13 protein-coding genes are annotated in these 15,267 nt (G+C 56.3%); 9 read left to right on the forward strand and 4 right to left on the reverse strand.

Annotated elements, in window-relative coordinates:
• Positions 1-15 precede the first annotated feature (15 nt).
• From IPZ49_RS00985 to yejF, 5 genes are all read left to right on the forward strand, one after another.
• Entirely contained in the window at positions 16-1,569 is a 1,554-nt protein-coding gene (locus tag IPZ49_RS00985; RefSeq protein ID WP_033487356.1) for a cyclic di-GMP phosphodiesterase, read from the forward strand.
• Between the two features lie 75 nt (positions 1,570-1,644).
• Complete coding sequence (locus IPZ49_RS00990) at positions 1,645-3,450, forward strand: extracellular solute-binding protein (RefSeq protein WP_058689092.1); 1,806 nt, start codon at positions 1,645-1,647, stop codon at positions 3,448-3,450.
• Positions 3,451-3,459: 9 nt separating this feature from the next.
• Positions 3,460-4,554 (forward strand): microcin C ABC transporter permease YejB, encoded by a 1,095-nt coding sequence (locus IPZ49_RS00995; RefSeq protein ID WP_058689093.1) that lies wholly within the window; start codon positions 3,460-3,462, stop codon positions 4,552-4,554.
• Positions 4,554-5,579: a microcin C ABC transporter permease gene (locus IPZ49_RS01000; protein WP_017693033.1), complete on the forward strand. Its 1,026-nt coding sequence runs from the start codon at positions 4,554-4,556 to the stop codon at positions 5,577-5,579. The genes IPZ49_RS00995 and IPZ49_RS01000 overlap by 1 nt, the downstream gene beginning before the upstream one ends.
• 1 nt (position 5,580) lies before the next feature.
• On the forward strand, positions 5,581-7,170 hold the full coding sequence (gene yejF / locus IPZ49_RS01005) for a microcin C ABC transporter ATP-binding protein YejF (protein ID WP_032669467.1): 1,590 nt from the start codon (positions 5,581-5,583) through the stop codon (positions 7,168-7,170).
• A gap of 3 nt (positions 7,171-7,173) precedes the next feature.
• Here the strand turns inward: yejF and IPZ49_RS01010 are convergent, their stop codons facing one another.
• From IPZ49_RS01010 to rsuA, 3 genes are all read right to left on the reverse strand, one after another.
• A complete protein-coding gene (locus IPZ49_RS01010; RefSeq protein WP_003859372.1) occupies positions 7,174-7,518 on the reverse strand; it encodes a YejG family protein in 345 nt (114 codons plus the stop codon).
• A gap of 276 nt (positions 7,519-7,794) precedes the next feature.
• Positions 7,795-8,994 (reverse strand): Bcr/CflA family multidrug efflux MFS transporter, encoded by a 1,200-nt coding sequence (locus tag IPZ49_RS01015; RefSeq protein WP_017383400.1) that lies wholly within the window; start codon positions 8,992-8,994, stop codon positions 7,795-7,797.
• 15 nt (positions 8,995-9,009) lie between these two features.
• The gene (rsuA, locus tag IPZ49_RS01020; RefSeq protein WP_017383401.1) at positions 9,010-9,717 is read right to left on the reverse strand and encodes a 16S rRNA pseudouridine(516) synthase RsuA; all 708 of its coding nucleotides are present in this window, start codon (positions 9,715-9,717) and stop codon (positions 9,010-9,012) included.
• Positions 9,718-9,868: 151 nt separating this feature from the next.
• On the opposite strand from rsuA, the gene IPZ49_RS01025 reads away from it, so the two are divergent.
• A complete protein-coding gene (locus IPZ49_RS01025) occupies positions 9,869-11,629 on the forward strand; it encodes a DEAD/DEAH box helicase (protein ID WP_015572299.1) in 1,761 nt (586 codons plus the stop codon).
• 125 nt (positions 11,630-11,754) lie between these two features.
• Positions 11,755-12,039 (forward strand): 50S ribosomal protein L25, encoded by a 285-nt coding sequence (gene rplY, locus IPZ49_RS01030; RefSeq protein ID WP_015572298.1) that lies wholly within the window; start codon positions 11,755-11,757, stop codon positions 12,037-12,039.
• 51 nt (positions 12,040-12,090) lie between these two features.
• On the opposite strand, the gene yejK is transcribed toward rplY, so the two are convergent.
• Positions 12,091-13,098: a nucleoid-associated protein YejK gene (gene yejK, locus IPZ49_RS01035; protein ID WP_017693031.1), complete on the reverse strand. Its 1,008-nt coding sequence runs from the start codon at positions 13,096-13,098 to the stop codon at positions 12,091-12,093.
• A 134-nt stretch (positions 13,099-13,232) separates the two neighbouring features.
• Here yejK and IPZ49_RS01040 point away from each other — a divergent pair, with 134 nt between their 5' ends.
• Entirely contained in the window at positions 13,233-13,460 is a 228-nt protein-coding gene (locus IPZ49_RS01040) for a YejL family protein (RefSeq protein ID WP_001135586.1), read from the forward strand.
• A 19-nt stretch (positions 13,461-13,479) separates the two neighbouring features.
• Positions 13,480-15,240, forward strand: a complete 1,761-nt coding sequence (yejM, locus tag IPZ49_RS01045; RefSeq protein ID WP_017383404.1) for an LPS biosynthesis-modulating metalloenzyme YejM — start codon at positions 13,480-13,482, stop codon at positions 15,238-15,240.
• Positions 15,241-15,267: the final 27 nt, after the last annotated feature.

Genomic DNA, 15,267 nt, shown 5'->3' on the forward strand with positions numbered 1-15,267 from the left:
GGAATCACGACATCTATGTTTACCCGCTACTTCTCCAGCAACCGCAAGATTCTGTTTCTCAGTTTCCTTACGGGGTTATTCACTGCCCTGCTCCTGGGAGCATTACAGTTTTACTGGAGTTATCACAAGCGAGACGTCAGATTCGATACCCTTATTACCGATTTAAGCGTCTACATGGAGAGCTATTTTGATGAGCTCAAAATGTCGATTGATACGCTCCAGCCACTCACGCTAAACAGCTGCGAGGAAGTGAGTGCCGCCCTGACCTCCCGGGCGGCCTTTAGCATCAATGTGCGCGCCTTTTTGCTGGTCAGGGATAAAAACGCCTACTGCTCTTCCGCCACCGGCCCGATGAATGTCCCTCTGGAAGCGCTTATTCCTGAACTGCACATCAATAAACAGGTTGATATGGCGCTCCTGCCGGGCACTCCCATGCTGCCGGACAAGCCCGCGATTGCCATCTGGTATCGCAACCCACTGGTGAAGGACGGCGGTGTATTTACCTCCGTTAATCTTAACCTGACTCCTTATCTCCTCTACACCTCAAGACAGGATGAGTTTGCCGGTATTTCCATCATTATTGGCGATTATGCGTTATCAACCCATTCCGGAACGCTGGTCCCTGCACGTGATTTGCCTGATATCCCGGTCCGTACCGCCACGCTGAAAAATGTACCTCTGACCATCCATGTTTATGCGGAAGCCTGGACGACCGATGATGTGCTGTACGCCCTGTTTTTCGGCCTGGTCTGCGGTATCGCGGCGGGCCTGTTGAATTTCTATATTCTTACTATCCGTCTTAATCCGGGGAAAGAGATCCTAACGGCCATCAAACGCGACCAGTTTTACGTGGTCTATCAACCCGTCGTGGATGCGCAGTCGCTCAAAATGACCGGGCTGGAAGTCCTGATGCGCTGGAAGCATCCGGTGATGGGAGAAATTCCACCGGATGCCTTTATTAATTTCGCTGAAGCGCAGAAGCTGATTGTCCCGCTGACGCTGCATCTTTTTGACCTGATTATCCGCGATGCCCCTGTCCTGCAAACGGTGCTCCCGCCTGGGGCCAAGTTTGGGATCAACATCGCGCCCGGGCATCTGCATGCGGAAAGCTTTAAAGAGGATATGCGCGCGTTTGCCGCCGCTCTTCCACCCGATCACTTCCAGATTGTGCTGGAAATAACCGAGCGCGATATGATCAACCACCGCGAGGCTAATCAGCTGTTCGAATGGCTGCACGAAGAAGGTTTCGAAATTGCCATCGATGATTTTGGCACCGGCCACAGCGCGCTGATCTATCTGGAACGCTTCACGATGGATTACCTGAAAATTGACCGTGGCTTCGTGAATGCCATCGGGACTGAAACCGTCACCTCGCCAGTGCTTGACGCGGTGCTGACGCTGGCAGAACGCCTGAATATGTTAACCGTTGCCGAGGGTGTTGAAACGCCGGAGCAGGCGGCGTGGCTGCGCGAGCATGGCGTGAACTATCTTCAGGGCTACTGGATCGGCCGCCCGATGCCGCTGGAGCAGTTCAGGACGTGGCAACCCGACATCACGCTCGGGGAATAATTTCACAATCACGGCGCTGTCCCTTATTATTCTGTTCAACCGAGCCTGCCTGTGAACAAAGGGATCCGCCGCACTATGATTATGCGCGTTGTGTTGACGCTATTGGCGCTGGTGAGCCTGTCGAGCCAGGCGCAGACCATCAAAGAGAGCACGGCCTTTGCCGTCATTGGCGAGCCGAAGTACGCGGTTAACTTTAACCACTACGATTACGTTAACCCCGCCGCCCCGAAAGGCGGAAACGTGACGCTTTCCGCCACGGGAACGTTTGACAACTTTAACCGCTTTGCCCTGCGCGGCGTGGCGGCAGCGCGTACCGAATCCCTCTATGACACGCTGTTCGTCACCTCCGACGACGAGCCCGGCAGCTATTATCCCCTGGTCGCCGAGAACGTGCGATACGCCGATGATTTCAGCTGGGCAGAAATCGCGATTAATCCGCGGGCGCGTTTTCACGACGGTACGCCGGTTAGCGCCCGTGACGTGGCATTCACCTTTCATAAATTTATGACCGAAGGCGTGCCGCAGTTTCGTCTGGTGTACAAGGGCACCACGGTGAAAGCCATCGCCCCGCTGACCGTGCGAATCGAACTCCCTGAGCCGAACAAAGAGAATATGCTGAGCCTGTTCTCCCTGCCCGTCATGCCCGAATCCTTCTGGAAAAATCATAAGCTGAGCGATCCCCTCTCTACCCCGCCGCTGGCCGGAGGGCCGTATCGCATTACCGACTGGCGAATGGGCCAGTACGTGATCTATTCCCGGGTGAAAGATTACTGGGCAGCCACGCTGCCGGTAAACCGGGGCCGCTGGAACTTCGATACAATCCGCTACGACTACTACCTGGATGATAACGTGGCCTTCGAGGCATTTAAGGCGGGCGCGTTTGATTTACGTGTCGAGAACAGCGCCAAAAATTGGGCGACCCGCTATATTGGAAAAAATTTCGCGAAAGGCTATATCGTTAAAGACGAACACAAAAACGAATCCGCGCAGGACACGCGCTGGCTGGCGTTTAATATTCAGCGCCCGGTTTTTTCCGATCGTCGGGTGCGTGAAGCCATTACCCTGGCGTTTGATTTCGAATGGATGAACAAAGCGCTGTTTTACGGAGCCTACAGCCGGGCGAACAGCTATTTCCAGAATACTGAATATGCCGCCCGTGATTATCCCCACGCGGACGAGCTGGTTTTGCTGGCGCCAATGAAAGCGGAGCTCCCGCCGGAGGTGTTCACCCGCGTATTTGAACCGCCCAAGTCCGACGGAAACGGGTTCGACCGGGACAACCTGCTGAAAGCCAGCAACCTGCTGGATGATGCTGGCTGGGTGCTGAAAAATCGGCAACGGGTTAATGTGCAAACCGGTAAACCGCTCAGCTTCGAACTGCTGATTGCCTCCGGCGCAAACGATCAGTGGGTGCTGCCATTCAAGAAGAACCTTGCCCGGCTTGGCGTCACCATGAATATCCGCCAGGTCGATATGGCCCAGTTAACCAACCGCAAGCGCAGTCGCGATTACGACATGATGCAGACCCTGTGGGCCGCGCAGCCGTGGCCGAGTTCAGATCTGCAAATCTCCTGGGCATCGGGGTATATCGACTCCTCGTACAACGCCCCGGGCGTAAAGAGCCCGGTGACTGATGCGCTGATTGCAAAAATTGTCGCCGCTCAGGGCGATAAGAACAAGCTTCTGCCGCTTGGCCGCGCGCTCGATCGGGTCTTAACCTGGAACTATTACATGCTGCCGATGTGGTATATGGGCGAAGATCGCGTGGCCCGCTGGGATAAATTCTCCCTGCCTGCCGTTCGCCCGGTCTACACCCTCGGCTTTGACACCTGGTGGTATGACGTGAATAAAGCCGCAAAACTGCCCGCAGAGCGGCGTTAAGGAGTGACGATGGGCGCTTATCTTATCCGCCGGCTGCTGTTAGTGATCCCGACGCTGTGGGCCATCATTACCATTAACTTTTTTATCGTCCAGATCGCCCCCGGCGGTCCGGTGGACCAGGCAATTGCGGCAATAGAATTTGGTCACGCTGGCGGCATGCCGGGCGGCGGCGGTGAAGGAATGGGGGCCAGCCATGCCCGGACGGGCGTGGGCAACATCAGCGAAAGCCACTACCGGGGCGGTCGCGGACTGGATCCGGAGGTGATCGCCGAGATTACCCATCGCTATGGTTTTGACAAGCCGCTGCACGAGCGTTATTTCAGGATGCTCTGGGATTATGTCCGTTTCGATTTTGGCGACAGCCTGTTTCGCAGCGCCTCGGTGTTAACCCTGATCAAACAAAGCCTGCCGGTTTCCATCACGCTCGGACTGTGGGGGACGCTGATTATTTATCTGGTCTCCATTCCGCTGGGGATCCGAAAAGCGGTCTACAACGGTAGCCGTTTCGATATCTGGAGCAGCACATTCATTATCATCGGCTACGCTATCCCGGCGTTTCTGTTTGCCGTGCTGCTAATTGTCTTTTTCGCTGGCGGCAGTTATTTCGACCTCTTCCCGCTGCGCGGGCTGGTCTCTGCGGATTTCAGCACCCTGCCGTGGTATCAGAAAATCACCGATTACTTCTGGCACATCACGCTTCCGGTGCTGGCAATGGTCATCGGCGGATTTGCGGCGCTTACGATGCTGACCAAAAACGCCTTTCTTGATGAGATCCGCAAACAGTACGTCGTCACCGCGCGCGCCAAAGGCGTCGGTGAAAAGCAGATCATGTGGAAGCACGTTTTTCGTAACGCCATGCTGCTGGTGATTGCCGGTTTCCCCGCCACGTTCATCAGTATGTTTTTTACCGGCTCGCTGCTGATAGAGGTGATGTTCTCGCTCAACGGATTAGGGCTGCTGGGCTATGAGGCCACCGTCTCCCGTGATTATCCGGTGATGTTTGGCACACTCTACATTTTCACCCTGATCGGCCTGCTGCTGAACATCATCAGCGATATCAGCTATACGCTGGTCGATCCCCGTATCGATTTTGAGGGTCGCTGATGTCGCGTTTAAGCCCCGTCAATCAGGCCCGCTGGGCGCGCTTTCGCCACAACCGTCGCGGCTACTGGTCGCTGTGGATCTTCGCCGTCCTGTTCGCCTTAAGTATGTGTTCGGAACTGATTGCCAACGATAAACCCCTGCTGGTGCATTTCAAAGACCGCTGGTATGTACCGGTGCTGGCCACCTACAGCGAAAGCGATTTTGGCGGCCCGTTTGCGACGCCAGCCGAGTACCAGGATCCCTGGTTACGTGAACAGATAGCGCAGCACGGCTGGGCTATCTGGGCGCCGATTCGTTTTGGCGCGAACAGTATTAACTTCGCCACGTCCACCCCCTTCCCTTCGCCGCCTTCCGCGCAAAACTGGCTGGGAACGGACGCCAACGGCGGCGATGTGCTGGCGCGCATTCTCTATGGCACCCGCATCTCGCTCCTGTTTGGGCTGCTGCTGACGCTCTTTAGCAGCGTAATGGGCGTTGTGGCGGGCGCCGTGCAGGGCTATTACGGGGGTAAAATAGATTTATGGGGACAGCGCGTGATTGAAGTCTGGTCCGGTATGCCGACGCTGTTTCTGATTATCCTGCTGTCCAGCGTGGTACAGCCTGGCTTCTGGTGGCTGCTCGGGATCACCGTCCTGTTCGGCTGGATGGCGCTGGTCGGCGTGGTGCGCGCGGAGTTTCTGCGTACGCGGAATTACGACTATATTCGCGCTGCGCAGGCGTTAGGCGTGAGCGATGGCGCAATCATCTTCCGCCACATGCTTCCCAATGCGGTGGTGGCGACCCTCACCTTCCTGCCGTTTATTTTGTGCAGCTCCATTACCACCCTGACGTCGCTTGATTTTCTTGGTTTCGGTTTGCCGCTGGGCTCACCGTCCCTTGGCGAACTGCTGTTGCAGGGCAAAAACAATCTCCAGGCCCCCTGGCTGGGCATCGCCGCATTCCTCTCCGTGGCGGTGCTCCTTTCCCTGCTGATTTTTATTGGCGAAGCCGTGCGCGATGCCTTCGATCCCAACAAGGCGGTATGACATGACCCGGCCTCTTCTGAGCATAGAGAACCTGTCGATTGCGTTTTCAAAACAGGGCGAATCACGCACGGTGGTGACGGATTTATCGTTGCAGATCCAGCGCGGAGAGACGCTGGCGCTGGTCGGGGAATCCGGCTCCGGTAAGAGCGTTTCGGCGCTGTCGGTGCTGCGCCTGCTCCCTTCCCCGCCGGTCAGCTATCCGCAGGGGGATATTCTGTTCCATGGACAATCGCTGCTGAACGCTGACGAGCAAACCCTGCGCGGCATTCGTGGCAACAACATCGCCATGATTTTTCAGGAGCCGATGGTGTCGCTCAACCCACTGCATACCCTGGAAAAACAGCTCTATGAAGTGCTGTCCCTTCATCGGGGAATGCGTAAAGAGGCAGCGCGGGGTGAAATTCTGAACTGCCTTGAACGCACCGGTATCCGTAATGCGGCGAAACGGCTAAACGATTTCCCGCACCAGCTTTCCGGCGGCGAGCGCCAGCGCGTGATGATTGCAATGGCCCTGCTCACGCGCCCCGAACTGCTGATTGCCGATGAACCTACTACCGCGCTGGACGTCACGGTACAGGCACAAATTCTGCAACTGCTGCGCGAACTGCGCGACGAGCTGAACATGAGCCTGCTGTTTATTACGCACAACCTGAGCATCGTGAAAAAGCTCGCTGACGCGGTGGCCGTGATGCAAAACGGCCGCTGCGTGGAACAGAACCGGGCATCCGCCCTGCTGAGCGCGCCTCAGCACCCGTATACACAGCGCCTGCTCGATAGCGAACCCGCTGGCGACCCGGTTCCGCTTAACGCTGACAGCGCGCCGTTGCTGAGGGTTGAGGGGCTGTCGGTGTCATTCCCGATCCGCAAAGGCATTTTGCGTCGCGTGGTCGATCACAATCATGTTCTGAAAGACATGAGCTTCGCTCTGCGTCCAGGCGAATCGCTTGGGCTTGTGGGCGAGTCCGGTTCAGGCAAAAGCACCACCGGCCTGGCGCTGCTGCGCCTGATCGCCTCTCAGGGAAGCATTGTTTTTGACGGCATGCCGCTGCAAAACCTGAATCGCCGGATGATGCTTCCCGTGCGCCCGCGGATGCAGGTGGTATTTCAGGATCCAAACTCTTCGCTTAACCCGCGCCTGAGCGTATTACAGATTATTGAAGAGGGCCTGCGCGTCCACCAGCCGACAATGACGGCGCAACAGCGTGAAATCGACGTGATGCGGGTGATGGCGGAAGTGGGTTTAGATCCCGAGACCCGGCACCGGTATCCGGCTGAGTTTTCCGGCGGACAGCGCCAGCGTATAGCGATTGCCCGCGCGCTGATCCTGAAACCGGAGCTGATCGTGCTGGACGAGCCAACCTCTTCCCTGGACCGCACCGTGCAGGCGCAAATTCTGGCGCTGCTGAAGGGGCTACAGGAAAAGCATCGGCTGGCCTATATCTTTATCAGCCACGATTTACAGGTGGTGCGTGCGCTTTGCCATCAGGTGGTGGTATTGCGGCAGGGAGAAGTCGTTGAGCAGGGAGAGTGCCAGCGCGTATTCACCGCGCCGACGCAGGATTACACACGCCAGCTATTGTCCGCTGACTAGCACTCAGAAAGGATATTGACCGGAGAACGGCTCGGCAATGGCCACGCCGAAGTTTTTCAGCCGACAGGTGGCGGCAAACTCATCCTGGCTGTTAACAAACAGGCACGGCTCACCTTCGCATTCCAGCACGGAGCTGTCCACTTCGATGTCCGTCAGCGCCTGGCTGAGACGTTCCATGACCGGCCACGCATTTTCATCGCTCGGGCTGAGCAGTTTGAGGGCCACCAGACAATTATCCTCCCCGGCAACGCTTTGCGGAATCGGTTCAACTTTCGAACCTGCAAAACCCGTCGACCAGCGATAGCTCTGGGGCAAGCGATGGACAATGGAGAGTTGTAATGTATTCACGTTCAGATCCCCGGAAGCAAATTTACTTCACAATTTATTTACATTTATAGTAACACATCATCGCCAACCTGCACTGTTTAGCGGATTTTATAGGCGTTGCAGGCTCGCGTCGGCGCTATATGTACCCGTTTCTGCGATCTAACTCAACCTTTTTAAATACAATGATGTGACTTTTTACATAAATAGATTTTACATAAAAGAAACAAACACAGGGTAAACGAACGGAGGGTTGGTTGATATGGGTCAACAAAAAGGCCCGTCACGGGCCTTAAGTGGTCATTTATGCGCCGTCTTTCGCGGCCGGCTGGCGTAAAGATAGAAGAGTATGGAGCAGGTCGCGCAGAGGGCAATCGCCCACAGCATCGGCCAGGCGGTATTAAACGTCGCCGTCGAGAGCAGCGCCCCGACTATCGCGCCAATTCCGAAACGGAACGTTCCTGCCAGCGACGAGGCGGTGCCCGCCATATGCGGAAATTCGTCGAGGATCACCGCCATCGCGTTGGATGAAACCATCGACACGCAGCCGACAAACGCCGCCACGCCCACCACCAGCGCCCAGAAACCGACGCCCAGCAACGCGCTCAATACCAGCCAGATAGCCATCACGAACTGGATCCACAGCCCGGCGCGGAACATATTCAGCGCCCCAACCCGCCGGACAAAGCGGCTGTTGATAATGGTCATCACAAACAGGAACACAATATTCAGCGCGAAGTAGTAACCAAAATGCTGGGGTGACACATGGTTCAGTTCGATGTACACAAACGGCCCCGCGCTCAGGAACGAGAACATTCCGGCAAAGCTGAAGCCGCTGGCCAGCATATAGCTGAGCACACGCTTATGGCGAAACAGCGAGGCAAAGTTGCCAAGCGTGGTGCGAATGTGGAACTTCTGACGTCGCTCGACCGGCAGCGTTTCATCGATAAAGACGAAGATCATCACCGAGGCCAGCAGCGCGGCAATCGCCAGGATCCAGAAAATCGCATGCCAGCTGAACCACACCAGGACCGCCCCGCCCACCATGGGGGCGACCAGCGGCGCAATTGTCGTGACCAGCATGACGAACGACATCATGCGTGAGAACTCTTCCTTCGGGTAGACGTCGCGCATCAGCGCGTTAATCACCACGCTTGCCGCAGCCGCCGCCAGGCCATGGAAGAAGCGCATCACAATCAGCTGATCGATACTCTGCGCCAGCGCGCAGGCCACCGCCGCCGCGGCAAATATCAATGTCCCGCCCAGGATAACCGGTTTACGCCCCAGGCTGTCGGCCATTGGGCCATAAAAGAGCTGACCGAGGGCAAAACCAAGAATGTAGGTGCTGAGCGTCATCTGCGCGCTGCCTGCCGGTACGCCAAACTGCGCGGAAATCACCGGCAGCGCGGGCAGATACATATCGATAGACAGCGGCATCAGCATGGCCAGCAGGCCAAGGATAAATACAATTTTAAACGACGAGTGTGGCCTGGTGGTCACAGGGTTCTCCTGAATTTAGCGTGAAGGCAGCCCGACGCTGGCAATCTCTTCTTCCGTCAGCGGGCGATATTCCCCTGGGGCCAGGTCTGGATCGAGTTCAATCGCGCCGATACGTTCACGATGCAGCCCCACAACGTGGTTGCCCACGGCGGCAAACATCCGCTTCACCTGATGGTAGCGGCCTTCACTGATGGTCAGACGGACGTCCGTGGGGGTGAGGATTTCCAGCACCGCCGGTTTGGTCAGATCCTTCTCATTATGCAGCTGAACGCCTTTCGCGAATTGCTCTGCCGTGTCATCCGAGACCGGAGACTCAAGCATCACCCGATAGGTTTTCTCACAGTGATGGCGCGGGGAGGTGATGCGGTGCGACCACTGGCCGTCATCGGTCATCAGCACCAGGCCGGTAGTATCGATATCCAGTCGCCCTGCCGCATGCAGCTTGTGCGCCACAGGTTCGTCGAGGAAATAGAGCACCGTCGGGTGATCCGGATCGTCCGTTGAACAGACGTAACCTTCCGGTTTGTTGAGCATGAAGTAGCGCGGGCCATTCTGCTGGGTCAGCGGGTTGCCGTCATACTCCACCTGGTGCTCAGGCTGGAGTTTAAAAGCGCTGTCTTTCACAATGTCGCCGTCCACGGTTACGCGGCTGGCGCGAATTTCACGCCCGGCAATAGCGCGGCTTACGCCGAGTTGCTGAGCGATAAACTTATCAAGTCGCATGAAATCTTTTTAGCCTTAATGGTGCTGGAAGTCGGACTACGCGTCCGAAAAAGAAGCAGTCAGAAACAGTTCAGTATAATGGTCTGGTTGCGCCACTCAAGGGAAAAAGTTTCGTGGCATACTATATGCGAGTTAACTGAATAGAGAAGCTATGACGTTCACATTACGCCCCTATCAGCAGGAAGCCGTTGATGCCACCCTCGCCTGGTTTCGCAAGCATCGGGAGCCCGCCGCCATCGTTCTCCCGACCGGAGCCGGTAAAAGCCTGGTGATTGCCGAACTGGCGCGCCTGGCCCGCGGACGCGTGCTGGTGCTGGCGCACGTCAAAGAGCTGGTGGCGCAAAACCACGCCAAATATTGCGCGCTCGGCCTGGAGGCCGACATTTTTGCCGCCGGACTGAAGCGCAAAGAGAGCCACGGAAAAGTGGTGTTTGGCAGCGTACAATCCGTTGCGCGCAACCTGGAACTGTTTCGCAGCGAGTTTTCCCTGCTGATTGTCGATGAGTGTCACCGCATCAGCGATGACGACGACAGCCAGTATCAGCAAATCCTCACTCATCTGAAAAAGGTGAATCCTCACCTCCGTCTGCTTGGCCTCACCGCCACGCCGTTTCGTCTGGGCAAGGGCTGGATTTATCAGTTTCATTATCACGGCATGGTGCGTGGCGATGAAAAGGCCCTGTTCCGCGACTGTATCTATGAGCTTCCGCTGCGCTACATGATCAAGCACGGCTACCTGACGCCGCCGGAGCGGCTGGATATGCCCGTCGTGCAGTACGATTTCAGCCGCTTACAGGCGCAGAGCAACGGGCTGTTCAGCGAGGCAGATCTTAACCATGAGCTGAAAAAACAGAAGCGGATCACGCCGCATATCATCAGCCAGATTGAAGAGTTCGCACAAACGCGCAAAGGGGTGATGATTTTTGCTGCCACTGTCGAACACGCGCGCGAAATTACGGGGCTGCTGCCCGCCGACGACGCGGCGTTAATTACCGGTGAAACCCCCGGCCTGGAGCGCGACAGCCTGATTGAGGACTTCAAAGCTCAGCGGTTCCGCTATCTGGTGAATGTCTCCGTACTAACCACCGGCTTTGACGCCCCGCACGTCGACCTGATTGCGATTCTTCGCCCGACGGAATCCGTCAGCCTGTATCAGCAGATTGTTGGCCGCGGGCTGCGTCTGGCGCCGGGCAAAACCGACTGTCTGATCCTTGATTACGCCGGTAACCCGCACGATCTCTATTCGCCGGAAGTCGGCACGCCAAAAGGCAAGAGCGACAACGTGCCCGTTCAGGTTTTTTGCCCTGCCTGCGGGTTTGCCAACACCTTCTGGGGGAAAACCACCGCCGACGGCACGCTGATCGAACATTTTGGCCGCCGCTGTCAGGGCTGGTTTGAAGACGATGAAGGCCATCGCGAACAGTGTGACTTCCGCTTCCGCTTCAAAAACTGCCCGCAGTGCAATGCCGAAAACGACATTGCCGCCCGCCGCTGTCGGGAGTGCGACACGGTCCTAGTCGACCCGGACGACATGCTGAAAGCGGCGCTGAAGCTGAAAGATGCGCTGGTGCTGCGCTGTTCCGGCATGGCCTTACAGCCCGGCGCGGATGAAAAAGGCGAGTGGCTAAAAATTACCTACTACGACGAGGATGGCGCAGACGTCAGCGAGCGGTTCCGGGTCCAGACGCCCGCCCAGCGCACCGCGTTTGAGCAGCTCTTTATCCGCCCGCATACCCGCACGCCTGGCGTGCCGCTGCGCTGGATAACCGTGGCGGATATCGTGCGCCAGCAGGCGTTACTGCGCCATCCTGATTTTGTTGTCGCCCGTAAAAAAGGGCAGTTCTGGCAGGTGCGTGAGAAGGTCTTTGACTATGAAGGACGCTTTCGCCGGGCAAACGAATTGCGCGGTTAACGGGACTTTTCGTTGATGCGCGAGCCATTTGAGTATAAAATGCCGCCCGCTTCACATCCGTGAGGCAGAACACTCACCTGCTGCTGGGTCGCCTGTAGTAGGGTTTTAAATACAGAGAGAAATCAATGTTCACTATCGAAGCAGAAGTACGTAACGTGCAGGGTAAGGGTGCGAGCCGCCGCCTGCGTACCGCAAACAAGTTCCCGGCTATCGTTTACGGTGGCGAAGCTGCTCCAGTTGCTATTGAACTGGATCACGACAAAGTATGGAACATGCAGAACAAAGCTGAATTCTACAGCGAAGTTCTGACCATCGTTGTTGACGGTAAAGAAGAAAAAGTGAAAGTTCAGGCTGTTCAGCGTCACGCGTTCAAGCCAAAACTGACTCACATCGACTTCGTTCGCGCGTAATCGCAAACCTGTCGAGAAAAACCCCGCGTTTGCGGGGTTTTTTTATGGCTGTTACTTACCGCCTGAAGTGCGACGCTGAAGCTGGTCGCGCAGATTCGGCGGTGTGCCTTTAATGGTCAGCGTGTCGGTGGCCGGGTCCCAGAAGATACGTTCCCCGAGCAGCATGGCATCAAAGTTAATGGTTAACCCACCGCCGCTACCGGCAAATTTCGTCAGCTGACGCAGCGTACTGCGATCCGCCGGGAAGCTCTCTTCCAGCTCATAGCCTTTTTCCGCAGTAAATTCCTGGAAGCTGACTTCGCTGACGCCTGCCAGCTCTTTGGACAGCGACTCCAGCTCAATCTCTTCTCCAGCCTGTAGCTGCTCGTTGCAGTAGCTGTAAACCTGCTGACGCACGGTCTGACGCTCAGATTTATCAAGCTGCGCCTCAGCCGTAAAGTCATCCACCGCCTGGAGGAGACCTTTGTTCTGCGCTTTGGCATTCAGCCCTTCGCTGGCGCCGAGGAAGTCCATAAAGAAATCCGCCACTTTGCGGCCCACGCGGCCTTTAAGGAAGGTCAGATAGCGCGTTGATTCCGGGTTGGTTTCCCATTCGGTTAAATCGATACGCGCCACAATATCCGCATGGTTGATATCCAGGTAGTGCGTTGAGCTGATATCCAGCTGCTCGTTCACGCGCATACTGCTTAAGTTATTCAGCACGGTGACCAGCAGATACTCTACCGCCAGATAGCGGTAGTGGCAGAACAGGACGATACCGCCATCGGCGAAGGGATATTTCGCCAGCTCGTCACGCAGACGGCCAGTAGCAGCGCGGCTGAATGCCAGGAAATCCTCTTCGCCCTGACGTTGCAGGCGCAGGCTATCCGCCAGTTCGCTCTCTTCGCTGAACAAGCCATAAGCTTTATTTTTCGCGCTGTAGACGCGATGCAACTCCGCCATCATCTCGACAACGGTAGGCGTTGGTTCCAGTAACGAATCGCGCAGCACCACTTCAAGGGTTTGCTCATCACGCTTGATAAGCTGGTGCAAGGCAATCTGGTTGATTTCCAGACTCATGATAAACTCTCCTTTTAGACCGGGCGGTATTCAACCACCACCAACGCATGTGTGCAACAGAAGATAAAAAAGGGGAAAAAAAGCTGTTGCTACGGTAATATGTCGCCCTTCTCTCAACAAACTGATTTTGATTTATGCCACAACATTCCCGCTACAGTGACGAACACGTTGAACAATTGCTCAGTGAGCTGGTCAACGTACTGGAAAAACATAAAACGCCAACCGATCTCTCCCTGATGGTTTTGGGAAATATGGTTACCAACCTGATCAATACCAGCGTTGCTCCGGCTCAGCGTCAGGCGATCGCCAAATCTTTCGCCCAGGCTTTGCAGTCCTCCGTTAGCGACGACCAGGCACACTAAGGGAAACGAACAACAGTTTATGGTGACGAATCGTCAGCGCTACCGTGAAAAAGTCTCCCAGATGGTCAGCTGGGGGCACTGGTTTGCCCTGTTCAACATTCTGTTGGCGATGGTGCTCGGCTGCCGTTATCTGTTTGTGGCGGACTGGCCAACCACGTTAACCGGGCGCATCTACTCGTGGATGAGCCTTGTTGGTCACTTTAGCTTTCTGGTCTTCGCCACCTATCTGCTGATCCTGTTCCCACTGACGTTTATCGTCATGTCGCAGCGGCTGATGCGCTTCCTGTCCGCCATTCTTGCGACGGCGGGCATGACGCTGTTGCTGATCGACAGCGAAGTCTTTACCCGCTTCCACCTGCACCTGAATCCTGTCGTCTGGGAGCTGGTGATTAACCCGGATCAGAACGAGACCGCGCGCGACTGGCAGCTGATGTTTATCAGCGTGCCGATTATCCTGCTGATCGAAATGCTGTTCGCCACGTGGAGCTGGCAAAAACTCCGCAGTCTGACCCGACGCCGCCATTATGCGAAGCCCGTCGCGGCGCTCTTTTTCGCCTCATTTATCGGTTCGCACCTGATGTATATCTGGGCAGATGCGAACTTCTACCGCCCGATTACCATGCAGCGCGCGAACCTGCCGCTCTCCTATCCGATGACGGCGCGTCGTTTCCTCGAAAAACACGGCCTGCTGGACGCGCAGGAGTATCAGCGTCGTCTGGTCGAACAGGGTAATCCGGAAGCGGTCAGCGTGCAGTATCCCCTGAGCGATCTGAAATATCGCGACATGGGCCGCGGTCAGAACGTGCTGCTGATTACCGTCGATGGCCTGAACTATTCCCGCTATGAGAAGCAGATGCCAGCGCTGGCTGAATTCGCTGAGAACAACATCGTATTCACTCAGCATATGAGCTCCGGTAATTCGACCGACGCGGGTATTTTCGGCCTGTTCTACGGCATTTCACCGAGCTATATGGACGGCGTGCTGTCGGCCCGTATTCCGGCGGCATTGATTACCGGGCTTAATCAGCAGGGCTACCAGCTGGGGCTGTTCGCCTCTGATGGTTTCAACAGCTCGCTGTACCGCCAGGCGCTGCTGTCTGATTTCTCACTGCCCGCCGCGCAGAGCCAGTCTGACGATCGGACCGCTGACCAGTGGATAGACTGGCTGAAGCGCTATGCGCAGGAAGATAACCGCTGGTTCTCCTGGGTTGCGTTTAACGGCACAACGCTTGATGACAGCAATCAGAAAGGCTTCGCGCGCCGCTATAGCCGTGCGGCGGGCGATGTCGATGCGCAGATCGGCCGCGTGCTGACCGCCCTGCGCGACGCGGGCAAGCTGGATAATACGGTCGTGATTATCACGGCGGGGCATGGCGTGCCGCTCGGCGACGAGGCGAAGGGCATGGAGTGGTCGCGTCCGAACCTGCATGTTCCCCTGGTGATCCACTGGCCGGGCACTCCCGCGCAGCGCATCAACATGCTCACCGACCATAAAGACGTCATGACCACGTTAATGCAACGGCTGCTGCACGTCAGCACACCGGCAATTGAGTACTCGCAGGGACAAGACCTCTTTAGCGCCACGCGGCGTCATAACTGGGTCACGGCTGCTGGCGGAAACACGCTGGTGGTGACCACGCCGACGTTGTCCCTGGTGCTGAACAGCAATGGCAATTACCAGACGTATAACCTCGAAGGTGAGAAGCTGAAAGACCAGAAGCCGCAGCTCAGTTTGCTGTTGCAGGTGCTGACAGACGAGAAGCGCTTTATCGCTAACTGATTATTTATGAATCAGTTAGCGTTGCTT

The sequence above is a fragment of the Enterobacter cloacae complex sp. S2 genome, from assembly GCF_015159675.1.
Lineage (GTDB): Bacteria > Pseudomonadota > Gammaproteobacteria > Enterobacterales > Enterobacteriaceae > Enterobacter > Enterobacter intestinihominis.